This is a genomic window from Nocardiopsis protaetiae, assembly GCF_045446735.1.
Lineage (GTDB): Bacteria > Actinomycetota > Actinomycetes > Streptosporangiales > Streptosporangiaceae > Nocardiopsis > Nocardiopsis protaetiae.
In genome coordinates this window covers 1-22,518 of the sequence record NZ_JBJJBV010000089.1, presented here as the reverse complement: position 1 = coordinate 22,518, position 22,518 = coordinate 1, and the positions used below count along the sequence as shown (strand labels likewise).

Sequence of the window (22,518 nt, the reverse complement as noted above, 5' to 3'; positions counted from 1 at the left end):
GGTACCACCGGCCGCGGCGGCGTACGATTTTCCCAGAGGGAGCACGCGAAGTGGCCAAGAGCGGTGACGGTGGCGGTCGGCGGCGTCCGACCCTGGAGATGGTGGCGGAGCGGGCCGGGGTCGGCCGCGGGACCGTCTCCCGGGTGATCAACGGGTCGGCGCAGGTGAGCCCGCGCACCCGGGAGGCGGTCCACAACGCGATCGCCGAACTGGGATACAGCCCCAACCAGGCCGCGCGCACCCTGGTCACCCGGCGCACGGACACGATCGCCCTGGTGGTCTCGGAGCTGCGCGACCGGCTCTTCTCCGACCCGTTCTTCGCCGACATCGTCCGCGGGGTCAGCTCGGTCCTGCACGAGCGCGACCTCCAGCTGATGCTCACCACCGCCCGCAGCGAGGCCGAGCACAAGCGGGTCGGCGACTACCTCAGCGGGTTCCACGTGGACGGGGCCCTGCTGGTGTCCCTGCACCGCGACGACCCCCTGCCCAAGCGCCTGGCGGCGGCGGGCGTGCCGGTCGTGCACGGCGGCCGCCCGCTGGCCGAGGTGCCCTCCCCGTTCTGGGTCGACATCGACAACGTGGGCAGCGCCGAGAAGGCCGTCCGCTACCTCATCGAGAAGGGGCACCGCCGGATCGCCACCGTCACCGGCCCCCTGGACATGTACGCCGGTGTGGAGCGCCTGCGCGGGTACCAGCGGGTCATGGCCGAGGCGGGCGTGGAGATCGAGGACCGGCTGGTCGTCCAGGGCGACTTCAGCGTCGAGGGCGGGGCCGAGGCCATGGAGCGGCTGCTCGACGGCGGGCCCGCGCCGGAGGCGGTTTTCATCGCCTCCGACATGATGGCGATCGGCGGGCTGCGGGTCCTGCGCGCCCGCGGGCTGCGGGTGCCCGAGGACGTCGCGGTGGTCGGCCACGACGACACCCTCATGGCCCACTACAGCGACCCCGCGCTCACCACGGTCCACCAGCCCTCGGTCCAGATGGGCCAGGAGATGGCGCGCCTGCTGGTGGACGTCGCGATCCCGCGCGCGGCCGAGTCCGAGACCGTCATGCTCGACACTCGCCTGGTGGTCCGGGAGTCCGCCTGACCGGCCCGAACACCGCCTCCAGGGGGTCCGGTACCGGTCGGGCGGACACCGGATCGCCCCGGCGGGTGGACGTGTGCAGATGCATGTGCAAGGCTGGTCGCGACTTCGCGGGAGACGGTGGGGGCGCATGAATCCGATGCGGGAACCGACGCACACCCGGTGTGCGATCTCTTCGTGCGGATGGTGCGACCGGGACGGCCTCGACTGCCGGTTCTGCTCGGGTACCGGATGGTGGCGGCCCGAACGCCCGCACCGGGACGCCAGTGGGATCATCGTCTGGCTCCGGGTCGACGAACCGTGCCGGGGATGCGCCGGCACCGGCAAGGAGCACAGCCCGACCGTGGCGATCTAGAGGATCCCGCCGCCGCGGTCCGGACGAGGCGGGGACCGAGGAGGATGCGGTGCGCTGGGTGACCTACCTGTCGCCGAGCGGCGGTGGCGAGCGCGTGGGGGCGCTGGACGACGGCGATGTGCTGGGCGTCCCCGACCCCCGGAACCTGGACGAGCTGCTGGCCGACGGGGTGCCCGCCCTGGCCGGGGTGCTGGACAGCACCCGCCGGGCGCCGATCGAGATCATCGTCGAGTGGGAGGCGCGCATGTGCGCCCCGCTCGCCCCGACCGCCCCGGTGGCCGTCCTCTCCGGCGGCGACGTCTGGGAGGTCCCCCCGCACCTGGTCGGCGCCGTCGACGACACCGTCCCCGCGACCGCCCACAGCGCCCGTGTGGGCCTGGCGGCGGTCGCCGGCGCCCCGGGGCGCATCGACGCCCGCACGCCCGCCTGCCTGTGGCTGGACGCCGCGGGGGAGCCGGTCCTGCTCGGCCTGGGCCCGGTGCTGGCCACCTCCGACGAGCCGATCGCGGAGTGGGAGGCGGCCGTGGAGGTCGACGGCACCGAGCGCGGCCGCGCCGCCCTGGACCCCGACGACCCCTGGCTGTCCCGGGAGACGGGCCGGGTGAACGCCCTGCTGCCGGTGGACGCCGGACCGCTGGCCGAGGGCGACGAGGTGTTCGTCGACCTGGGCGAGCTGGGCTCCTACGAGGTCAGGGTCGGCTCCCGGGTCTGACCCCCGCGCGGGTTCCCGTCACCGCGCGGGCTCCCGTCAGGGCGTGTACTCCCAGTGCCAGGGCTCGAAGCCGCCGCGCGCCCAGGGCGGGTTGTCCCAGCCGAACGCCGGTGCCCGGTCGAGCATCCACACGTGCTCGGCGCTGCCCAGGACGTTCACGCCCCCGCACAGGTCGACGGCCAGCCCCATCCCGTGCGTGCTGGTCCCCGGCTTGGCGGCCATGCCCGGCAGCATCTGCTGGAACAGCGCCACCTGCTCGTGGTACGGGCGGTAGGAGTCGGTCACGCACATCGCGCGCCCGAACCGCTCCCGGTAGGCGGCGTCCAGCTCGATGAACGCCGCGGCGGCGTCCGCCCGCAGCCGCTCCCCGGGCTGGGGGAGCGGGCACAGCAGGTCGTCGGGGATGCGCCCGTTGGGATGCGCCGACACGTCGCCCCCGGCGCAGGCCGGGGCGCCCGTCCCGCCGTCCGTCCCGGAATCGGTCCCCAGGCCCGGCTCGGGCCCGGGCAGGGCCCCGGACTCCGGGGCGCTGCGGGCCTCGCGCGGCGCGTCGCCGCCCGGCCCGCCCCCCTGCTCCGCCCGGCGGGCCTCCAGCCGGGTCTGCTCGGCGATCAGGTCGGTGAGCGCCTCCTCCTGGACGCGGATCGCCTCCCGGGCCTCCTCCAGGGCCTCGTCGGCGCGTTCGGTCGCCTCCTCCTGTTCGCGCTCGGCCTCCCGCGCGGTCTCGGAGCGGGTGTCCGCGGCGACCCCGGCCGCCCGGGCCCGGCCCAGCTCCGCGGACCGGTGGTCGCCGATCAGGGTCAGGTCGGCGGCCAGGTCCAGCATCCCGGCCGGCCCCTGTGCCCCGAACAGGGTGCGGGCGGGCGACAGGTCGGCGCCCTTGTAGACGGCGGCCGCCTGGCGGGCGACGGCCAGCCGGGAGGACTCCCCGCGCACCCGTGTCTCCGCGACGCGCTCCTCGGCGGCCTCCCGCTCCGCGGAGAGCTCCTCCAGGAGTTCGCGCTCGGCGAGGTACTCCCCGATCCGCTCCCCGGCCTCGGTGCGCAGCCCCTCCAGCTCCGCGCGCAGCGCCGCCAGCTCGACCGTCGGGTCGCCGGGCTCGGCCGCGGCGGGTGAGGGGCAGGAGAAGGCCATGAGGACGGCGAGGCCCCAGGAAAAAGTGAGCCTGACCGAAAATACGGGCCCTGGAACGCGGACCCGCGCTGGGCTGCGCGAACGTTCCGCTTTTCGGTCATTACCCAGCGTGTTCGATGATGGACGCAATACCGCGCACATGCCCGCTTCCTCCCCCGGACCTGCGTGTACGTAATGTCACGATGTCATGTCGAGGTGGTCTTGATCAGGAAGCTGGTGGTGTGTCCAAAAAGTTACCCGGGCACTTGAACGGGTTTCGGTCCCTATGCCTGACCAGGGAGATTGGTAATAATGCCGACAAGGAAGGCATTATGGGGTCCGGTGGATGGAGATGATCATGCTCGGTAGGGCCTGAACGACCGCAGCGATCCCTTCGCCCCCATTGATACGCTATCCACCGCACGCGCACCCGCTGGAACTCTTTGGTCGGGTGGGCGGCTCCTCTCCTCCCAGGCGAGTCCGGCGGACAGTCTTCACATCTCCCCACATTCCCCACCGCTTACCGGTTTCGGTGGCCATCAGTGGTCTATACCGATGTGCCCGAGCCATCCTCGGGCCGGAGCGGTCGGTTCCTGGGTACCGACAGCCGTTCACGGCGGTGACACGAAAGGTTGCGAGGGTCCGTGTCGACACGAGCGACAAAAAACGGGGCCGGCGCGCAGAGCGAGGCAGCGCAGGCCGAACATGCCGATGCCGCGCCCCAGCGCAGACCCGATTGGTGGAGGCCACGTAACTGGCGGGTGCGTTCCCGCCTGGTGGCCCTCATCGTCATTCCCACCGCCGTGGCTCTCGCCCTCGGTGGTCTGCGGGTCTACGAGGCCGCGGTCTCGACGGTCACCCACGCGCACATCGAGGACCGGGCCGAGGTCGGCGTCCTGATCGTGCAACTGGCCAACCAGCTCGGTCGCGAGCGCAGCGCCAGCGCGGTCTACATCTCCGACGACCCCGACCCCGCGCGCCGCTCCGACGCCAAGCGCCAGGACCTGGAGGAGGAGCGCGCCGCCACCCGCGACCTCCAGCAGAAGCTCTCCGTGCGCCTGGAGGACATCGGCGAGGTCGACGGCACCCTCGCCAACACCCGCCTCAACAACATGCGGACCCAGCTCACCACGCTGGACTCGCTGCGCGAAGAGGTCGACGACACCCGCATCACGGTGCTCCCCGTCGTCACCAAGTACCGCACCGTCACGCGATCGCTCACCGAGTTCAACCAGACGATCGCCGACGAGACCAGCGACTCCGAGCTGCGGGAGAGCGTCCGCACGCTGACGGCCCTGTCCAACGCCCGCGACCAGCTGTCGTACGAGACCGCGCTGATGAGCCACTCGCTCTTCCGCGACTCGATGACCGGCGGCATCTCCGAGGCGATCGACTCCAGCCGCGCGCGCTACGACAACGAGATCTCCAACTTCATCCAGGCGGCCTCGCCCCAGCAGCGCGACATCTTCGACGAGAACTTCACCGGCCTCCAGGTCAGCCAGGTCTCGACGATGCGCATGCGTGTCATGTACCGCGCCGAGCGCAACGCCGACCTGAGCGGTGTCACCTCCAACGACGGTCCCGAGGACTACATCGAGATCGCCGGCGTCGCCCTGGGCAAGCTCCAGGACGTCGAGGAGAAGGTCGCCGACGGCATCCGCAACGACGCCGCCGAACTGCGCGCCGCCGCCCTCACCCGCGCCCTGATCGACCTCGTGGTCGTCGCGGGCGTGCTCCTGGCCGTGTTCATCCTCACCTCCCTGGTGGTCCGCTCCCTGGTGCGCCCGCTGCGCACCCTGGAGGACGGCGCCCGCCGGGTCGCCGAGCGCGACCTGCCGGACGCGATCAACCGGATGCAGGAGGCCGGGGCGGTCCCCGAGAGCGTCAAGGTCACCCCGATCGAGGTCGACACCGCCGACGAGATCGGCGAGGTGGCCCGCGCCTTCGACGACGTCCACCGCGTGGCCCTGACACTGGCCTCCGACGAGGCCGCCCTGCGCAGCAACGTCAACGCGATGTTCGTCAACCTGTCCCGCCGAAGCCAGACCCTGGTGGAACGGCAGCTGCGCCTGATCGACGGTCTGGAGCAGTCCGAGCAGGACTCCGACCGCCTGTCCGACCTCTTCCAGCTCGACCACCTCGCGACGCGCATGCGCCGTAACAACGAGAACCTCCTGGTCCTCTCCGGCCAGGACAACACGCGCAAGTGGGCCCAGCCGGTCCCGCTGGTCGACGTGCTCCGCGGCGCCGTCTCCGAGGTCGAGCAGTACGAGCGGGTCAACGTCCGCGCCCCGTCCCACATCTCGGTGCTGGGCCGCCCGGTCAACGACGTCATCCACCTCGTCGCCGAGCTGGTGGAGAACGCCACCTCGTTCTCCCCGCACGACACCGAGGTCCTGGTCAGCGCCAAGACCCTCGACAACGGCGCCGTCCAGGTCGACGTCACCGACAGCGGTATCGGCATGGCCGCCGAGGACCTGGCGGCGATCAACGCCCGCCTGGCCTCCCCGCCGGTCATCGACGTCGCGGTCTCGCGCCGCATGGGCCTCTTCGTGGTCTCGCGCCTGGCCCACCGCCACGGCATCCGCCTGCACCTCAAGGAGGCGCACGGCGGCGGCACCACGGCGGTCCTCGTCCTGCCGCCGGACCTGCTGATCACCCCGGTCGAGGGCCAGCACGCCCTGGGCGGCGCAGACAGCCGCCTGGAGCTCTCCTCCGCGGCGCCCAACACCTACGCCGACGCCGAGGCGGCCTTCGCCTCCGGCCCGGCCGCGCCCGAGCCGACCGACGCCTGGCAGTCCCAGGGCATCGACGCCGACCTCGGCACCGGGCTGCCCAAGCGCCAGCCCGGCACCTCCTCGCGCGGCGACGAGCACCCGCCCAGCGGCCAGGACCTGTGGAACACGGGCACCTCCGCCGGGACCGAGAGCACCGGCTCCGACGTCTGGGGCACCACGAGCGGCTCCGGCGCGTTCTCCGGTGAGACCGGCTCCCACCGCCGTGTCGTGGACCCCTACGACGCCCCGGAGGAGGAGGCCCCGCCGGCGCCCGAGCGCACCGGCCACAGCCTCTTCGACCCGGCCCCGCGCGAGGACACCGGCGGATCGCTCTTCGAGCGGCCCGTGGACCGCGCCACCGACACCGGTTCCTTCAGCCGGCCCACGGACACCGGCGCGTTCAGCCGGCCGACCGAGACCGGCGCGTTCGACCGCCCCGCGGACACCGGCGCCTTCCGGCGCCCGTCCGACACCGGCGCGTTCCGCCGGCCCGAGCCCGAGAGCTACGACGCCTTCTCGGGCAACGGTTCCGCGGCCGACACCGGACACCGGCGGGACACCCACCGGGACGAGCCCGACACCGAGACCTTCCCGGCCGTCTCCGCCTCGTCCGCCCCGGCGGCCCCGTCCTCCACGGACTGGACCACCGGCCAGCGGCCCCCGGCCTCGAACGACACCGGCTCCTGGCGCTCGGGCACCAACAGCGGCAACGGCGGCGGGGAGAACCGCGAGGGCTACGGCTCCACGGCCTACCTCTCCCGCCGCTACGGCGCCGCCCAGGGCCCGGCCGGCAACACGGTCGTCCCGCCCACGCCGGGCGGCGAGGAGAACGACTCCCTGCCGATCTTCGACGCCATCGAGTCCAACTGGTTCCGCCGCCGCACCGGTGGCGGGCCCACGGTGGACGCGACCGAGACCGGCCCCATCCGCCAGGTCCCGGCGGCGCCCGCCGCACCGGCCGCTCCGGCGGCCCCCGTGGCGCCCGCGGCCCCCGCGGCCGCGGCACCGCAGCCCGCCCGGGCCGCGGAGCCGGAGACCCGCTCCGAGCAGGAGTGGAACTCCGCGGCGGACCGCGGCTGGAAGGCCGCGCGGTCGGCGGCCGAGCCCATCGCGGGCGGGCTGACGACCTCGGGGTTGCCAAAACGGGTTCCCAAGGCAAACCTTGTCCCTGGGACCGCCCCCAAGCCGGAGAACTTCAAGCAGATGCCGACCCGCAGCGCGGATCGCGTCCGCAACCGGTTCTCGGGCTTCCAGAAGGGCGTCCGCGATGGCCGCAGCCGCCTGGGCGACGGGCAGTCGGAGGGGTGAGCGGAGTGGACAACGGCGGGACAGGGTCCCTCTTAATCAGGGAAGCAGGATGCAATAGCATCTACCGAGCTTCTCGGACGCGCACCACCCGTCGCTCGAAGAGAATCGAACACCAGGCTCCCGACCACCCCCACGGGAGGGTCCGGGCAGTTACGAAGGCAGTGCTGTCACATGCCGTGCCGGCGGTAGCAGTGCCGAAGAGACCAGCCGGCGAACTTGGACAGGAGATCAGATGAGTCGCCAGGTGAATGAACTCAACTGGTTGATCACGGACTTCGCGGACCGGGTACCCGATGTCGCGCACGCGATCGTCGTCTCGTCCGACGGTCTGCCGCTGTCGTCGTCCGCGGGATTCCCGGCCGACCGGGCCGACCAGCTGGCGGCTATCGCCTCCGGCCTGTCCAGCCTGACCCAGGGCGCGGCCCGGGTGTTCGAGGGTGGAGCGGTCGCGCAGACCGTCGTGGAGATGGAGCGGGGGCTGATGCTCATCATGGCCATCAGCGACGGCTCCTGCCTGGCGGTCCTGGCCTCCGCGGAGAGCGACCTCGGTCTGGTCGCGTACGAGATGACCCTGCTCGTCGAGCGGGCGGGGCGGGCGCTGACACCAGCGGCGCGCACCTCGGGAATCCACTGATCCACCACCGACAGGAGGAAGTGGTGGCACCTCACAGTAGAGATGCCGGGAGCGCCTCGTGGTTCGGACAACAGCCGAGCGGTCCCCCCACAGGGGGGATCCCGGCGGTTCCGGGCGGCGGAGATGTTCCTCGACCTATCCAACAACCGTACGATCAACGATCCGCAGCGGGAAGCGCGCCCAGTTCTCTGGTCCGCCCCTACGCGGTGACCAAGGGCCGCACCAAGCCGAAGTCGCAGCTTCCCCTCGAAGCTCTGATCTCGACGACGTCGGCGGCCCTCAACGAGTCAGGCACGCTGACGCCCGAATGGCAGGCGATCAGTGACCTGTGCCGGGAGTGGCGTTCCGTGGCGGAGATCTCCGCGCTTCTGCGGATGCCCCTCGGAGTGGCGCGGGTGCTTGTGGCGGACATGTCCGAGCAGGGACTGGTCCAGATCAGGTCTTCGCTCAATAACGACGCCCGCCCGAACACCAACCTGCTTGAAAGGGTGCTCAGTGGACTTCGCAAGCTCTAGCCCGGCCGAGGAAGGCGGTGCTGGGGGGAACGCGATGACGTCGGTCAAGATCGTCGTCGCCGGGGGCTTCGGTGTCGGGAAGACGACATTCGTGGGCTCCGTCTCCGAAATCGTGCCGCTGACCACCGAAGCGGTCATGACCAGCGCCAGCGTCGGGGTCGACGACCTCGCCAAGACGCCGGACAAGCAGACCACGACCGTAGCCATGGACTTCGGCCGTGTGTCTTTGGACTCGGACCTGATCCTGTACCTGTTCGGCACGCCCGGACAGCACCGGTTCTGGTTCATGTGGGACGACCTGGTCAAGGGCGCCATCGGCGCCGTGGTCCTGGTGGACACCCGCCGCCTCGCGGACTGCTTCCCCGCGATCGACTACTTCGAAGAGGCGCGACTGCCCTTCATCGTGGCGATCAACGGGTTCGACGGGTACTACCCCCACGCCGCGGACGAGGTCCGGGATGCGCTCACGCTCAGCCCGGAGATCCCGATCGTCCAGGTGGACGCCCGTGACCGGGCCTCCACCAAGTCGACGCTCATCACCCTCGTCGAGCACGCCATCACGGTGGGGGACCCCGAGGGCGCCGCAGGACAGCCCACCTCCACCGGCGGCCAGAACTCCTGGCGCTAGCGGAGGCCGATTCGGGCCGGGGTCCCGCACAGTGCACGGCCCGGTTCCCGTCATACGGGAACCGGGCGTCCGTGCTGCCTGGCATCATGTGCTGATGAGCTCTTCCTCCCACCCCGAGCCGGAGATGACCGGCCGCTTCCGCGAGGTCGCCGAGCGCGTGCTCGACGCCCTCCTCGACGAGAACCCGGAGTGGGCCCTGGACCTGGGCGATCCGCGCGGCGCGGACCGCCTCACCGACCGCTCCGAGGAGGCCGACGCGCGACGCGTGCGGCTCCTCACCGATGCCCTGGGTCCGCTCGACGACATCGACGACGACCTGCTGTCCCCGGGCGACCGCGTGGACCTGGAGGTCCTGCGCGCCCGGCTCGCCTCCGAGCTGTGGCACACCACCGAGCTGCGCCCGCTGGACCGGGACCCGCTGGAGTACTCCCCGGGCGAGGCCGTCTACGCGCTGGTCGAACGCGACCAGCTCCCGGTGGCCGACCGGCTGGCGGCGCTGGCCGCCCGCTGCTCCGCCCTGCCCGGCCACCTGGCCGTGGCCCGCGAGCGGCTGGGGTCGGGCCCCGGCATGTCCCGGGTCCACGTGGAGACCGCCCTGGCCCAGCTGGAGGGCGCCCGCACCCTGCTCTCCGACGACGTGCCCGCGCTGGCCGCCCGGGAGCCCGACGCCGCCCCCGCGGACCTGGAGAACGCCCTGGAGGCCGCCCTGGCGGCGGTCGAGGAGTACGGGGAGTGGCTGAGCGGGCGGCTGGAGACCTCCACCGCCGACCCGCGCCTGGGCGAGCGGGTCTACGCCGCCCGGCTCTGGTACACCCTCGACTCCGAGCTGAGCCCCGAGGCGCTGCTGGTCCGCGCCCAGAGCGACCTCATCGCCACCGAGGAGGCCCTGGCCGAGGCCTCCGCCGCCTACCTGGGCCGCCCGCCCGCGGCCGGCCTGGCCGCCGAGGCGCTGGCCCGGGTCGCGGCGGAGCACGCCGGCGCCCCGGACACCGTGCGGCCCCTGTGCGAGGAGGCCCTGGCGCACCTGGGGCGCCGGGTGCGCGAACTGGACCTGGTCACCGTGCACGACGACCCCGTCCGGGTCATCCCCATGCCGGAGTCGCGGCGCGGGATCGCCGTCGCCTACTGCGAGCCGCCCGGCCCGCTGGACCCCCGGGCCGCGGAGAGCCCCACGCTCATCGCGGTGTCCCCGCCCCCGGAGGACTGGCCCGCCGCCCGCAAGGAGTCGTTCTTCCGCGAGTACAACGCCGGGCTGCTGCGCAACCTCATGGTCCACGAGGCGATGCCCGGCCACGCCCTCCAGCTCGCCCACGCCTCCCGCCACCGCGGCGGCACGCGGGTGGGCCGGGTGCTGTGGAGCGGCCCCTTCGTCGAGGGCTGGGCGGTGTACACCGAGGAGCTGCTGGCCCGCCACGGCTGGTCCGACGACCCCGACGACAACGCGGTGCTGCGGCTGGTGCAGCTCAAGATGCGGCTGCGGATGATCCTCAACGCCATCCTGGACGTGCGCCTGCACACCGGCGACCTCACCGAGGCCGAGGCGATGGCGCTGCTGGTCGAGCGCGGGCACCAGGAGGAGGGCGAGGCCGCCGGGAAGTGGCGGCGGGCCCTGCTCACCAGCGCCCAGCTGTCGACCTACTACGTGGGGCACGCCGAGGTCGCCGACATCGCCCGCGACCTGGCCGCCGTCCACCCGGGGCGGTCCGACCGCGAGCGGCACGACATGATGCTGGCGTACGGCTCCCCGCCGCCCCGCCACCTGCGCACCCTGCTCGGGCTCTGAGGGTGCCCGGGCGCCCCCGGGCGCTTCTAAGCTGGAGCCGCGACAGGGCACGACGGCGCGGAGAGGTCGGCGATGACGGACGGCAGCGGCTACGAGGAGCAGGGCGGCGTCCCCGGTACGGGCACCGGGGAACCCGACGGCTGGGACCGGCTGTGGACCCCGCACCGGATGGCCTACATCAAGGGCGAGAACAAGCCCACCGGCCCCCGCCCCGAGGACGGCTGCCCCTTCTGCCGCGCCCCCGGCCTGAGCGACCCCGAGGGCCTGGTCGTGCACCGCGGCAAGAGCGCCTACGTCGTCCTCAACCTGTACCCCTACAACAGCGGCCACCTGCTGGTGTGCCCCTACCGCCACGTGTCGGAGTACACCGCCCTCAACGAGGAGGAGACCGCCGAGGTCGCCACCCTCACCCAGGCGGGCATCCGGGCGCTCACCGCCTCCTACCGCCCCCAGGCCTTCAACGTCGGCATGAACCTGGGCGCGGCGGCCGGGGCGGGCATCGCCGCCCACCTGCACCAGCACATCGTTCCGCGCTGGGGCGGGGACACCAACTTCATGCCGGTCATCGGACACACCAAGGTGCTCCCCGAGATGCTGGAGCAGACCCGGGCCAAGGTCGCCGGGAACTGGCCCGACGACTGATCCCGGCCGAGCCGGGTAGCCCCCGGGTGAGGGGACCGGGAACCCGGCGGGTCCGCAGTGCGTTCGTCGGGTGCGGGGACGCGCCGTACGCGGCGTATCCCCGTGTCCGACTGTTAGGATCGTCGCCGTGCGCGCCCGGTGCGCGCACGCGCGGTACCTCCCAGAACCCCAGACATCCGGGCCGGTGCCGACCCGGCTGGCGTCGATCGCGCACGGACCGCAGGCCCGTCGGCCGGCGGGGCGTCGCGTGCGCCAGGAAAATCCCCCGGTATCCGCCGAGGGAGGTGCACTAGACGACATGCTGAGAATCCTTCGCCCCATGGTCTCCAGGGTCACCGCTCCGCTCGGCCGGAGCCTGGCCCGGATCGGCCTGACCCCCAACATCGTCACCGTCATCGGCGCCACCGGCGTCGTGGCAGGTGCCCTCTACTTCTACCCGCGCGGCGAGCTGTACGCGGGCTCGGTGGTCATCACCGTGTTCGTGCTCTTCGACATGCTCGACGGCGCCGTCGCCCGTGCCAAGGACGCCGAGAGCGCGTTCGGCGCGTTCCTCGACTCCACCCTCGACCGCATCGCGGACGCGGCCATCCTGGCGGGCCTGCTGTGGTGGTTCATCGACGGCGGCAACGACCCGCTGCTCGCCGGGCTCACCCTGTTCTGCCTGATCAGCGGGTTCATGGTGTCCTACATCAAGGCCCGCGCCGAGGGCCTGGGCGTCAACTGCGACGTCGGCGTGGCCGAGCGCACCGAACGCCTCATCGTCATCCTGGTGGCGGTGGCCCTCAGCGAGTTCGGCGTCCCCTACGTCCTGGCCGGCGGCCTGTGGGTGCTGGCGGGCATGAGCCTGCTGACCATCCTCCAGCGCCTGCTGGAGACCCGGGCCCGGCTCAACGAGGCCGACCACCTCCAGAAGCAGGAGCGGGAGGACGGGGCCGAGGCCCCGGAGCCCTTCGACGGGGCCGTTCCCGAACTGCTCGACGACACCGACGAGGGCGCCGAACCGGCGCCCGGAAACCAGCGCTAGACACCGGAACCGGAAGAGGGCACGACGTGGACGAACGGGTGGCCGCCGCGGCCTACGCCGCGGCATGGGCGGCCGTGGGCCGCGCCCCCGAGAGCGCGGGGCGGGCGGTGTTCCGCCGCCTGGCCGACCGCTCCTGGCGGACCCACGACGAGGGCACCCGCGGCCTGGAGCGCAACCTGCGCCGCCTGGTCGGCCCCGACGCCACCTACGCCCGGCTGCGCGCCCTGTCCCGGGCCGGGATGCGCTCCTACATGCGCTACTTCTACGAGATGTTCCGGCTGTCGGCGATGTCGCCCGAGCGCATCCTCGGCGACACCCGGGCCACCGGCCTGGAGATCCTGGAGAAGGCCATCGCCGACGGGCGCGGGGCCGTCGTCGCCCTGCCCCACATGGGCAACTGGGACCACGCCGGGGCGTGGATCACCCTGCGCGGCATCCCCCTCACCACCGTTGCCCAGCGGGTGCGCCCCGAGAGCCTGTACCGGCGCTTCACCGCCCACCGCGAGTCCCTGGGCATGGAGGTGCTGCCGCTCACCGGCGGGGGCGCCAACACCGTCGGCACCCTGGCCCGCCGCCTGCGCGACGGCGGCCTGGTGTGCCTGCTCGCCGACCGCGACATCAACGGCACCGGGGTGGAGGTCGAGCTGTTCGGGGAGACCGCCCGCGTCCCCACCGGCCCGGCCGCCCTGGCGATGAACACCGGCGCCGCCCTGCTGCCCGTCTCCCTCTGGTACGACGGCCCGTACTGGGGCATCCGCATCCACGAGGAGGTCCCCGTCGCCGAGGGGGCCACCCGCACCGAGCGGATCCGCGGCACCAGCCAGGAGCTGATCCGGGTGTTCGAGGGCGCCATCGCCGAACACCCCGAGGACTGGCACATGCTCCAGCCGATCTTCCTGCGCGACGTCGAGGAGGACCGCGCCCGCCGCTCCCGGCTGGAGGGCGAGGCCGCGCTGGAGGCCCTGGCCGCCGCGGAACGTGGCGGCGGGCGGGCCGGGTAGGACATGGGCATGCGGATCGGCCTGGTCTGCCCCTACTCCTGGGACGTCCCCGGCGGGGTGCAGCAGCACGTCGGCGACCTCGCCGACGCGCTCATCGCCCGCGGCCACGAGGTGTCGGTCCTGGCCCCGGTCGGCGGAACGGCCGTCGCCCTGCCCGACCACCTCGTCCCGGCCGGGCGTCCGGTGCCCGTGCCCTACAACGGGTCGGTGGCCCGGCTGAGCTTCGGGCCGCGCACGGCGGCCCGGGTCCGCAGGTGGATCGCGCGGGGCGACTTCGACGTCCTGCACATCCACGAGCCCGCCGCGCCCAGCGTCTCCCTGCTGGCCTGCTGGGCCGCCGAGGGGCCCCTGGTGGGGACCTTCCACACCGCCAACCCGCGCTCGCGGGCGATGGCGGCCGGATCGCACGCGCTGCGTTCGGCGCTGGAGAAGGTCCACGCGCGCATCGCCGTCTCCGAGGCCGCCCGCCGCACCCTGGTCGAGCACGTCGGCGGGGACGCCGTGCTCATCCCCAACGGGGTGGCGGTGCGCCGGTTCGCCGCGGCCGCGCCGCTGCCGGGGTTCCCCGGCACGGGCGGGCCCGCCGGTCAGGGCGGGTCCATCGGCTTCCTGGGGCGCCTGGACGAACCCCGCAAGGGGCTGGCCGTCCTGCTGGAGGCGTTCACCCGGCTCGCCCCGCACCGCCCCGGGCTGCGCCTGCTTGTCGCCGGACCCGGCGACCCCGGCCCGGCGCTGTCCGCCGTCCCCGAACGGCTGCGCGAGCGCATCGTCCTCACCGGCCGCCTCGACGACGCCGACAAGGTCCGCGCCTACCACTCCGCCGACGTGTTCTGCGCCCCCAACCTGGGCGGGGAGAGCTTCGGCATCGTCCTGACCGAGGCCATGGCCGCCGGGGCCGCGATCCTGGCCAGCGACATCCCCGCGTTCTCCGCCGTCCTGGGCGGCGGCCGCGCCGGGGAGCTGTTCGCCGTCGGCGAGGCCGCCGACCTGGCCCGCCGGGCCGACGCCCTGCTCGACGACCCCGACCGCCGGGCCGCCCTCTCCCGGGCCGCCCGCGAGGCCGTGCGGGCCTACGACTGGGACACCGTCGCCGCCGACATCGTGCACGTCTACGAGACCGTCCTGGTGGGGGACGGGTCGCGTGTCCGCACCCACTGACGCCACCGCGGTCCGTAGCCTGGGGGCGAGGGGGTGCGCACCGTGAACGATCAGGCCCTGGCCGTTCTCGTGGTCGTCGGCGCGCTCGCCGCCGTGATCGCCTGCGGCCTCTACCTGTCCTGGCGGGCCACCCGGCTGCACCGGCTCCACCAGCGCGTGGACCTGTCCCGGGCCGGGCTGCGCACCGCCCTGGACCGGCGCCGGGAGACCGCCGTCCGCCTGGCGCGCGTGCTCGGCCCCGAACACGGCGCCGACCTTGCCGCGGCGGTGGCGGCCGCCGTCACCGCCGGGGACCGCGCTGCCGGGAGCGGCGGGGGCCACGGGGACGGCGGGGCGTTCGGCGACGAGCCCGCCGAGAGCGCCCTGTCCCGCTCCCTGCGCCGCACCCTGGCCGATCCCGCCGCCCTGCGCGCCGCCGACGGCGCCGGGCTGCTGCCCGCCGCGGCGGCCGCCGCCCGGGGCGTCCACCTGGCCCGGGTGTTCCACAACGACGCCGTCGCCGACACCCGCCGGGCCCGCCGCTCCCGGGTCGTCCGGCTGTTCCGGCTGGCCGGCGGGGCACCGCTGCCCGACTTCTTCGAGATCGACGACCGGCCCCCGGACCTGCCCGCCCCGGTGCCCGCACCCGACACCATGTAAGGCCCCCGCCCCGGAAAACGCCTATCTGGCCAAAGCCCCCCGGAGGGGGAGGAACTACCATGGTGGTCCGGGAGACCCGGGGTGCACGGCGCCGAGGCGTCGGCGCGCCCCCAGAGCGCGAACGCCGGCCGCCGTCCGGGCGCGCCCATTCCCCTGGAAACACTTGATGGGACGGGAGTCCACCACCGTGGCTGACAACGCAGCGACCACCTCCGACAACGCCGTCGGTACCCAGCGCGTCAAGCGAGGCATGGCCGAGCAGCTCAAGAACGGCGTCATCATGGACGTCGTCACGCCGGACCAGGCCAAGATCGCCGAAGACGCCGGTGCCGTCGCGGTCATGGCCCTGGAGCGCGTCCCCGCCGACATCCGCAAGGACGGCGGGGTGGCCCGCATGTCCGACCCCGACATGATCGACGGGATCATCGAGGCCGTCTCGATCCCGGTCATGGCCAAGGTCCGCATCGGCCACTTCGTCGAGGCGCAGGTCCTCCAGAGCCTGGGCGTCGACTTCATCGACGAGTCCGAGGTCCTCACCCCCGCCGACGAGGCGCACCACATCGACAAGTGGGCGTTCACCGTCCCCTTCGTCTGCGGCGCCACCGAGCTGGGCGAGGCCCTGCGCCGCATCGCCGAGGGCGCGGCCATGATCCGCTCCAAGGGCGAGGCCGGCACCGGCAACGTCGTCGAGGCCACCCGCCACATGCGGTCCATCCGCGCGGCGATCAAGCGCCTGGGCACCCTGGACGAGGCCGAGCTGTTCATCGCGGCCAAGGAGCTGCGCGCCCCCTACGACATCGTCAAGGAGGTGGCCGAGCTGGGCAAGCTGCCCGTCCCGCTGTTCTCCGCGGGCGGTGTGGCCACCCCCGCCGACGCCGCCCTGATGCGCCAGCTCGGCGCGGAGAGCGTGTTCGTCGGCTCGGGCATCTTCAAGTCCGGCGACCCGGCCAAGCGCGCCGACGCCATCGTGCAGGCCACCCTGCACTACGAGGACCCGGCCGTCATCGCGCGCGTCTCGCGCGGCCTGGGCGAGGCCATGGTCGGCATCAACCTGGACGAGCTGTCCGACTCCCAGCGGTACGCCGGGCGCGGCTGGTAGCGGTTCCGCGTTCCACCGGCACCAACCCGACATGGCCCGGGCCGTACGACGGTCCGGGCCGCGTCGATAACGATCCGGGCAGTTACGAGCAGCACAGGCAGTACAGAGTGAGGACGTACGTGACCCACAGACCCACCATCGGCGTCCTGGCCCTCCAAGGGGACGTCGCCGAGCACCAGCGCGTTCTCGAAACCCTCGACGTGCACACCGTCAAGGTCCTCTCGCCCGAGCACCTCGACACCGTCGACGGCCTGGTGGTCCCGGGCGGCGAGTCCACCACGATGTCCAAGCTGGCCGTCCGCTACGGGCTGCTGGAGCCGCTGCGCAAACGCGTCCGCGCCGGGATGCCCGCCTACGGCACGTGCGCCGGGATGATCATGCTCGCCGACCGTATCCTGGGGGGTACCGCCGACCAGGAGACGATCGGCGGGATCGACATGACGGTGCGCCGCAACGCGTTCGGCCGCCAGACCGAGTCGTTCGAGACGGGCGTCCACATCGACGGGCTCGACGGGGAGCCGTTCGACGCGGTGTTCATCCGGGCGCCGTGGGTGGAGGCCGTCGGCCCCGGCGTCACCGTGCTCGGCGCCGTCCCCGGCCCCGACGAGGCCGGTAGGATCGTCGCCGTACGACAGGGCGGCCTGATGGCCACGTCCTTCCATCCCGAACTGACCGGCGACGCGCGCATTCACCGCCTCTTCGTCGACATCGTGAAAGGACTCGCATGAGCGGCCACTCCAAGTGGGCCACCACCAAGCACAAGAAAGCCGTCATCGATGCCAAGCGCGGCAAGCTCTTCGCCAAGCTGATCAAGAACATCGAGGTGGCGGCGCGCACCGGTGGCGGCGACCCCGACGGGAACCCGACGCTCTACGACGCGATCCAGAAGGCCCGCAAGAACTCGGTCCCCCTCGACAACATCGAGCGCGCCCGCAAGCGCGGCTCCGGTGAAGAGGCCGGCGGCGCCGAGTGGCAGACCATCATGTACGAGGGCTACGCCCCCGGCGGCGTGGCCCTGCTCGTGGAGTGCCTCACCGACAACCGCAACCGCGCCGCCTCCGAGGTGCGCGTGGCGGTCACCCGCAACGGCGGCAACATGGCCGACGCCGGCTCGGTGTCGTACCTGTTCAACCGCAAGGGCGTCGTGATCGTGCCCAAGGAGGGCACCACCGAGGACGACGTCACCCTCGCGGTCCTGGAGGCCGGGGCGGAGGAGGTCGAGGACATCGGCGAGGCCTTCGAGATCGTCTGCGAGGCCACCGACCTGGTCCCGGTGCGCACCGCGCTCCAGGAGGCGGGCATCGACTACGAGTCGGCGGAGTCCAGCTTCCTGCCGACCATGGAGGTCCCGGTGGACGCCGAGACCGCCAAGAAGGTGCTGCGCGTGGTGGACGTCCTGGAGGACTCCGACGACGTGCAGAACGTCTTCACCAACGCCGACATCCCGGACGAGGTCATGGCCGAGCTCGGCTGACCCGACCCGGACCGGATCGGACCGGATCCGACCCGTCACAACGCCGGTGGCCGCACTCCCGCCCGGGAGTGCGGCCCCCGGCGTTCGGGGGTGTCCGCGCGGATCGCTAGGCTGCCCGGCATGGCGATCATGAGACCCGTCTTCCGCGACTCCGACGGCGAGCGGATCCCCGGCGAGAGCCGCCCCGCGTTCATCCGCAACGGCGACTCCTACTACCTGACCTCCCTGAAGATCTACGCCGACGGGCTGGTGGACTGCTGGGGCCTGGTGGACCTGGAGGAGTTCGCCGACAAGCTGGCCTCGGGATGGGTGGCCACCGAGTTCGAGGAGGGGGCCAGGGCCTCGGTGCACGGCCTGGGCGAATGGCGGTTCGCCGAGCCGTACTCCTACACCGACGCCGACTGCCTGCTGGCCGAGGTCCGGGACACCGTCGAGGAGCTCAACGGCCGCCCCACCACCTCCGACCGCTGCCTGGCCGCGCTGGACGCCTTCCTCGCCGACCCCGGCGAGGACCGCCGGGCCGCTCTGCGCGCCGCCTACCTGGGGATCCCCGAGACCCGGCGGGTCTACATCCTGGGGGACATGGACTCCAAGGACTGGCCGCTCCAGGTCCTGGCCTTCGGCCCGGGCGGCACCCTGACCGGCATGTTCGAAGGCGCGACGGTCGGGGACCGGGACCACGGGAGCGCCCTGGAGTACTTCGCGGAGTGGGCTTCCCACAAGGAGGTCTACAAGGAGAGGCCCCGGGCCGAGGAGGGTCCCGACGGGCGCGGGGAGCCCAGGGCCGGGGCGATCGTCCTGGAGCAGCGCTTCTTCGGCGCCGGAACACCCTCGGACCCGGGGATCCTCGTGTTGCGCAACGACTTCCCGGCCCCGGTGACCGTCGACGGCGCGCCGTACCCCACCGTGCTGCACGCCTACCGGGCGGCGTCCGTCGCCGACCCCGCCACCCGGGAGGCGATCCGCACGGCCGAGAACCCCGGGCGGGCCGGACTCCTGGCCCGGGAGGCGCCCCGCCGCCCGGACTGGGCGGTGGCGCGCACCGCCGTCATGCTCCGGCTGCTGCGCGCCAAGTTCGAGCAGCACCCCGACCTGGCCGAGGTCCTGCTGTCCACCGGGGACCGGACGATCCTGTACGACGACTCCGGGTCGCCCCGCTACTGGGGGAATTCGGGACCCGAGGGCCGCAACTGGGCGGGGCGGCTGCTGGAGCTGGTCCGCGCCGAGCTGTGCGCCGCCCGCGCCGGCATCTGAGCCGTTGCGGGTCGCGTCGGAGCGGGCGCCGCGGGCCGCCCCGGGGCCGCTCAGCTCGTCATGTCGAACCCGACGATGACCTTGGTCGGGCGGATGCGCACGACCAGCTCCCCGGGCACGCCGTTGCGGCGGCCGTACTCCTCGGCCCGGTCCGCGCCCATGTAGCGGGCGGCGATGGCGGTGGCGGTGCGCAGGAGCTCGCCGGGGTGCTCCGAGACCTCGGCCTCGCCCTGGACCTGCACGAACCCGTACGGGGCCTTCTCCAGGTCCACGCACAGCGCCACCCGCGGGTCGCGGCCGATCGCCCGGCCCTTGGCCGAGGTCGCGCCGGTGTTGAAGACGATCGCCTCGTCCTCGACGATGAACCACACCGGCACCACCAGCGGCCTGCCGTCGGAGGCGGTGTAGGCCAGCTTGCCGGTGCGGGTTCCTGCGCTCAGGAAGTCGTGGACCCGGGGATCGGTGAGTGAAGTCGTCATAGCGCGAGCCTAGGCCGGAGCCCCCGGCCCCGCCGGGAACGGCGCGGCGCGGTCCGTCCCGGTGGGAACGATGGGACGCGGTTCCGGCCGCCCTGTTTCGGGCGCCCCTGGGCAATCCTCGCAAAAGGGTCGTCGGTACGATCCCCGTGCGTGCCGCCCCACCCCGGGCGGCCGGACGCGAGGAACGAGGTGCCATGGGCGAGGTCGTGCCCGACGGGACGTGGCTGATGGGCGAGCGCGAGGGTGTCGCGCTCTCGGGCCGCTGGTGGAAGTGGGTGTGGTCGGCCCCCGAGGGGCACGACCCCGTGCAGGACCCCACCGGCGCCCACGCGGCGGTCAACCAGCCCGATGACGTGTGGTTCCTCGCCGGTACGTACGGGGGCCGGGTGGTGCGCCGCTGCGAGGTGCCGGCCGGGCGGCCGGTGTTCTTCCCGGTGCTGAACCTGTACCACGGCTCCGCGTACTCCCGCAGGCCCCTGTCGATGCCGGTGGAGCGGGCGGCGGCACGCCTCAACGGCGTGCCGCTGCCCCTCCAGGAGTTCCACGGGACGTTCCGCCCCCGGCTGTGGACCCGGTGCTTCACGTGGGGCCTGTGGGGCGGGATCGCCGGTCTCAGCCCGGGCGCCTACGTCCTGGAGATCAAGGCCGACACCGGCGACGACTTCTGGGTGGACACCACCTACCACCTCACCGTCGTCTGAGCGCGCCCGGCGCCGGGGTCGCGGCCCCGGCCGGGGACGGGCGCCGGCGCAGCGGGTCCAGCGCGTTCATCGCCGCCGGGGTCCGCCCGGTGGCGATCCGCTCGGCGAGGAGGCGGCCGGTGACCGGCCCGTGGGTGAGCCCCCACATGCCGTGGCCCGTGGCGGTGTACACACCCGGGACCCGGGTGGCGCCGACCAGCGGCACGCCGTCCGGGGTGACCGGGCGCGGGCCCACCCACACGTCGCTCCGCTCCGACCAGCGGACCCCCCTCAGGAAGGGGCGGGCCGAGCGCACGATGGCCTCGACGCGGCGGGGCCGCAGGGCCTCGTCCGGACCCCGGAACTCCATGGTCCCCGCCACCCGCAGCGCACCCCGGTAGGGCGTGCACGCCACCCGCGCCTCGGGCAGGTAGACCGGGCCCGGGACCGGCTCGTCGACCGGCACGGTGAAGGAGTATCCGCGGCCCGCCCGCACCGGGACCCGCACCCCCAGGGGGCGCAGCAGGCGGTCGGCCCAGGCCCCGGTGCACACCGCGGCCGCGTCCGCGCGCAGCGGCTCGCCGTCGGCGGAGACGACCGTGACCGTCGAACCCGAGCGGTGCACGGCCGCCGCGTCGAAGCCCTCGCGGACGGTGCCGCCGCGTTCGCGCACGGACGCGGCCAGGTTGCGGACCAGGGTCCCGGGGTCGACGTGGCGCTGGCCCGCCAGCCGGACGGCGGCGCGGATCGACCCCGCCGCCTGCGGCACGAGGCCGTGCGCGTCGTCCCCGGCCAGCACGGTGCGCTCCACCGCCAGGCCCAGCGAGTCGAGCTCGTGCAGCAGGACGAGCGCCGCCTTGGGGGAGTGGAACAGCGCCGTGACCGGGGCGGAGACCGCGGTGGTCGCCACCCCCGCCTTCTCCAGTTCGTCGAACGCCTCCAGGCAGGCGGTGTTCAGCGGCAGGTTCGCGCGGACCGCGCGCTCCCAGGCCGGCCACCGGCAGTGCGCGGCGAACCGTGACAGGAACGCCCACAGGGCGGGGGAGGCCGTCGGCGGGATCGACAGCGGCGCGTCGGGGTCGAGCAGGGAGCGCGGCCCCTGGAGCAGGACTCCGGGTTCGTTCAGCGGGATCGCCAGGTTCGGGGAGAGCCATCCGGCGTTGCCCCAGGAGGCACCGGCGCCGACCCGGCCCCGGTCCACGACCGTGACCCGCACGTCGTGCTCCTGGAGGAACCAGGCGGTGGACAGTCCGACCACTCCCGCACCCACCACCAGCACGTGGTCCGTCATTTCCGTTCGACCTCATTTCCCATGGTTGTCGGCCACCACCATGGGCCCTACCCGGGTGGGGGGTCTTGTCGGGAACGGACAATCGGCGGGGGCCTTCTTGTATCAGGGCGACGAGCGGGCCGGGGCGGTGAGGCGGGCGTCGGTGCGGGTGGGGCCCGAGAACACCGCCTCCAGCGGGGTTCCCAGGGCCTCGGCGATGGCCTCGGGCGGGGTGGGGCCGTCGGCCAGGACGGGGCGGGCGGTGGACAGGGCGCCGGTCAGGGCCGCCTGGCGGCGCAGGTGGGCGTCGGCGCGGGCGTCGAGGGGTGCCGGGGCGGGGTGCAGCGGGTGGCTGGGGGCCGGGGCCTCGCCCGGGACGAGCTCCAGGGGCCGCCCCTGCGGGTCCGTGTAGGCGGTGCAGCGGCGGACGTGGGCGGCGCGGTCGGCGTGGGTGACCACCAGGGAGTCCACGCCGCCGGTGGCGGCCAGCGCGTAGCGGTGGGCGACCAGGTCCAGGTGGCCCACACGGAACGCCCCCTGCCAGGGGTGGGTGCCGTTGTGCGCCTCGGGCAGCAGGGCGGCGAGCCCGGGGGCCTCGGTGGGGAAGGGGCCCGCGCCGTGGCGGGTGGTGTAGGAGCGCACGACGCCGATGCGGCGGGCGTCGGCGCCCGCCTCGGCGAGCAGGGCCAGCGGGTTCGCGGTGGTGGTCGTGGACCAGGTGGTGTGCGGGTGGAAGCCGTGCCACTCGTCCAGCAGCACCCCCTGGGCGCCCTCGAACACGACCGGGGTGCGGGCGAGGAGGCCGGGCAGGTAGGTCTCGTCCACGATGCGGATACTGCGGGCGAAGCCGAGGTAGGCCTCGACGCAGTCCTCGACGTCCGGGCCGTC

General features: G+C 73.5%; 22 protein-coding genes. 18 read left to right on the top strand and 4 right to left on the bottom strand.

The window, feature by feature from the left end:
* Positions 1-98 precede the first annotated feature (98 nt).
* The 3 genes from ACJOT3_RS15480 (at position 99) to ACJOT3_RS15470 (ending at position 2,152) form a co-directional block, all read left to right on the top strand.
* Complete coding sequence (locus ACJOT3_RS15480) at positions 99-1,088, top strand: LacI family DNA-binding transcriptional regulator (protein ID WP_406973281.1); 990 nt, start codon at positions 99-101, stop codon at positions 1,086-1,088.
* A 127-nt stretch (positions 1,089-1,215) separates the two neighbouring features.
* On the top strand, positions 1,216-1,440 hold the full coding sequence (locus ACJOT3_RS15475) for a hypothetical protein (RefSeq protein WP_073376195.1): 225 nt from the start codon (positions 1,216-1,218) through the stop codon (positions 1,438-1,440).
* A 49-nt stretch (positions 1,441-1,489) separates the two neighbouring features.
* Positions 1,490-2,152, top strand: a complete 663-nt coding sequence (locus ACJOT3_RS15470) for a hypothetical protein (RefSeq protein ID WP_406973275.1) — start codon at positions 1,490-1,492, stop codon at positions 2,150-2,152.
* 36 nt (positions 2,153-2,188) lie between these two features.
* On the opposite strand, the gene ACJOT3_RS15465 is transcribed toward ACJOT3_RS15470, so the two are convergent.
* On the bottom strand, positions 2,189-3,286 hold the full coding sequence (locus tag ACJOT3_RS15465; protein ID WP_406973273.1) for a D-alanyl-D-alanine carboxypeptidase family protein: 1,098 nt from the start codon (positions 3,284-3,286) through the stop codon (positions 2,189-2,191).
* A 740-nt stretch (positions 3,287-4,026) separates the two neighbouring features.
* Here ACJOT3_RS15465 and ACJOT3_RS15460 point away from each other — a divergent pair.
* The 14 genes from ACJOT3_RS15460 to ACJOT3_RS15395 all read left to right on the top strand — a co-directional run bounded on the left by ACJOT3_RS15460 (position 4,027) and on the right by ACJOT3_RS15395 (position 19,201).
* Complete coding sequence (locus ACJOT3_RS15460; protein ID WP_406973271.1) at positions 4,027-7,350, top strand: sensor histidine kinase; 3,324 nt, start codon at positions 4,027-4,029, stop codon at positions 7,348-7,350.
* Positions 7,351-7,582: 232 nt separating this feature from the next.
* A complete protein-coding gene (locus ACJOT3_RS15455) occupies positions 7,583-7,984 on the top strand; it encodes a roadblock/LC7 domain-containing protein (RefSeq protein ID WP_406973269.1) in 402 nt (133 codons plus the stop codon).
* A gap of 98 nt (positions 7,985-8,082) precedes the next feature.
* Positions 8,083-8,499, top strand: coding sequence for a DUF742 domain-containing protein (locus ACJOT3_RS15450; RefSeq protein ID WP_406973279.1), 417 nt, complete (start codon positions 8,083-8,085; stop codon positions 8,497-8,499).
* Between the two features lie 34 nt (positions 8,500-8,533).
* Positions 8,534-9,127, top strand: a complete 594-nt coding sequence (locus ACJOT3_RS15445) for a GTP-binding protein (protein ID WP_017572034.1) — start codon at positions 8,534-8,536, stop codon at positions 9,125-9,127.
* A gap of 94 nt (positions 9,128-9,221) precedes the next feature.
* Positions 9,222-10,910, top strand: coding sequence for a DUF885 domain-containing protein (locus tag ACJOT3_RS15440; protein WP_406973267.1), 1,689 nt, complete (start codon positions 9,222-9,224; stop codon positions 10,908-10,910).
* Between the two features lie 72 nt (positions 10,911-10,982).
* Positions 10,983-11,552: an HIT family protein gene (locus ACJOT3_RS15435; protein WP_406973265.1), complete on the top strand. Its 570-nt coding sequence runs from the start codon at positions 10,983-10,985 to the stop codon at positions 11,550-11,552.
* Positions 11,553-11,871: 319 nt separating this feature from the next.
* Positions 11,872-12,576, top strand: coding sequence for a phosphatidylinositol phosphate synthase (pgsA, locus tag ACJOT3_RS15430; protein WP_406973277.1), 705 nt, complete (start codon positions 11,872-11,874; stop codon positions 12,574-12,576).
* Positions 12,577-12,602: 26 nt separating this feature from the next.
* On the top strand, positions 12,603-13,577 hold the full coding sequence (locus tag ACJOT3_RS15425; protein ID WP_406973263.1) for a phosphatidylinositol mannoside acyltransferase: 975 nt from the start codon (positions 12,603-12,605) through the stop codon (positions 13,575-13,577).
* A 3-nt stretch (positions 13,578-13,580) separates the two neighbouring features.
* On the top strand, positions 13,581-14,735 hold the full coding sequence (locus ACJOT3_RS15420; protein WP_406973261.1) for a glycosyltransferase family 4 protein: 1,155 nt from the start codon (positions 13,581-13,583) through the stop codon (positions 14,733-14,735).
* Between the two features lie 42 nt (positions 14,736-14,777).
* Complete coding sequence (locus ACJOT3_RS15415) at positions 14,778-15,374, top strand: hypothetical protein (RefSeq protein ID WP_406973259.1); 597 nt, start codon at positions 14,778-14,780, stop codon at positions 15,372-15,374.
* 187 nt (positions 15,375-15,561) lie between these two features.
* Positions 15,562-16,473: a pyridoxal 5'-phosphate synthase lyase subunit PdxS gene (gene pdxS, locus ACJOT3_RS15410; RefSeq protein WP_406973257.1), complete on the top strand. Its 912-nt coding sequence runs from the start codon at positions 15,562-15,564 to the stop codon at positions 16,471-16,473.
* A 119-nt stretch (positions 16,474-16,592) separates the two neighbouring features.
* Positions 16,593-17,201, top strand: coding sequence for a pyridoxal 5'-phosphate synthase glutaminase subunit PdxT (gene pdxT / locus ACJOT3_RS15405; RefSeq protein WP_406973254.1), 609 nt, complete (start codon positions 16,593-16,595; stop codon positions 17,199-17,201).
* Complete coding sequence (locus tag ACJOT3_RS15400; RefSeq protein WP_406973252.1) at positions 17,198-17,947, top strand: YebC/PmpR family DNA-binding transcriptional regulator; 750 nt, start codon at positions 17,198-17,200, stop codon at positions 17,945-17,947. The genes pdxT and ACJOT3_RS15400 overlap by 4 nt, the downstream gene beginning before the upstream one ends.
* A 120-nt stretch (positions 17,948-18,067) precedes the next feature.
* Positions 18,068-19,201, top strand: a complete 1,134-nt coding sequence (locus ACJOT3_RS15395) for an NADAR family protein (RefSeq protein WP_406973250.1) — start codon at positions 18,068-18,070, stop codon at positions 19,199-19,201.
* Between the two features lie 50 nt (positions 19,202-19,251).
* Here the strand turns inward: ACJOT3_RS15395 and ACJOT3_RS15390 are convergent, their stop codons facing one another.
* On the bottom strand, positions 19,252-19,680 hold the full coding sequence (locus ACJOT3_RS15390) for a PPOX class F420-dependent oxidoreductase (RefSeq protein WP_406973248.1): 429 nt from the start codon (positions 19,678-19,680) through the stop codon (positions 19,252-19,254).
* 194 nt (positions 19,681-19,874) lie between these two features.
* Between ACJOT3_RS15390 and ACJOT3_RS15385 the strand changes: the two genes are divergently transcribed.
* Entirely contained in the window at positions 19,875-20,381 is a 507-nt protein-coding gene (locus ACJOT3_RS15385) for a hypothetical protein (protein ID WP_406973246.1), read from the top strand.
* On the opposite strand, the gene ACJOT3_RS15380 is transcribed toward ACJOT3_RS15385, so the two are convergent.
* Together ACJOT3_RS15380 and ACJOT3_RS15375 are read right to left on the bottom strand one after the other, a co-directional pair.
* Positions 20,368-21,651 (bottom strand): NAD(P)/FAD-dependent oxidoreductase, encoded by a 1,284-nt coding sequence (locus tag ACJOT3_RS15380; protein ID WP_406973244.1) that lies wholly within the window; start codon positions 21,649-21,651, stop codon positions 20,368-20,370. The two genes, ACJOT3_RS15385 and ACJOT3_RS15380, sit on opposite strands and share 14 nt — an antisense overlap.
* 102 nt (positions 21,652-21,753) lie before the next feature.
* Positions 21,754-22,518, bottom strand: a 765-nt coding sequence (locus ACJOT3_RS15375) for an adenylosuccinate synthetase (RefSeq protein WP_406973242.1), incomplete at its 5' end; no start/stop codon positions are given.

Coding starts and splice junctions, on each gene's coding strand:
- ACJOT3_RS15480 (WP_406973281.1), top strand. CDS start 99: ATGGTGGCGGAGCGGGCCGGGGTCGGCCGCGGGACCGTCTCCCGGGTG.
- ACJOT3_RS15475 (WP_073376195.1), top strand. CDS start 1,216: ATGAATCCGATGCGGGAACCGACGCACACCCGGTGTGCGATCTCTTCG.
- ACJOT3_RS15465 (WP_406973273.1), bottom strand. CDS start 3,286: ATGGCCTTCTCCTGCCCCTCACCCGCCGCGGCCGAGCCCGGCGACCCG.
- ACJOT3_RS15455 (WP_406973269.1), top strand. CDS start 7,583: ATGAGTCGCCAGGTGAATGAACTCAACTGGTTGATCACGGACTTCGCG.
- ACJOT3_RS15445 (WP_017572034.1), top strand. CDS start 8,534: ATGACGTCGGTCAAGATCGTCGTCGCCGGGGGCTTCGGTGTCGGGAAG.
- ACJOT3_RS15440 (WP_406973267.1), top strand. CDS start 9,222: ATGAGCTCTTCCTCCCACCCCGAGCCGGAGATGACCGGCCGCTTCCGC.
- ACJOT3_RS15435 (WP_406973265.1), top strand. CDS start 10,983: ATGACGGACGGCAGCGGCTACGAGGAGCAGGGCGGCGTCCCCGGTACG.
- pgsA (WP_406973277.1), top strand. CDS start 11,872: ATGGTCTCCAGGGTCACCGCTCCGCTCGGCCGGAGCCTGGCCCGGATC.
- ACJOT3_RS15420 (WP_406973261.1), top strand. CDS start 13,581: ATGGGCATGCGGATCGGCCTGGTCTGCCCCTACTCCTGGGACGTCCCC.
- ACJOT3_RS15400 (WP_406973252.1), top strand. CDS start 17,198: ATGAGCGGCCACTCCAAGTGGGCCACCACCAAGCACAAGAAAGCCGTC.
- ACJOT3_RS15395 (WP_406973250.1), top strand. CDS start 18,068: ATGGCGATCATGAGACCCGTCTTCCGCGACTCCGACGGCGAGCGGATC.
- ACJOT3_RS15390 (WP_406973248.1), bottom strand. CDS start 19,680: ATGACGACTTCACTCACCGATCCCCGGGTCCACGACTTCCTGAGCGCA.
- ACJOT3_RS15385 (WP_406973246.1), top strand. CDS start 19,875: ATGGGCGAGGTCGTGCCCGACGGGACGTGGCTGATGGGCGAGCGCGAG.
- ACJOT3_RS15380 (WP_406973244.1), bottom strand. CDS start 21,651: ATGACGGACCACGTGCTGGTGGTGGGTGCGGGAGTGGTCGGACTGTCC.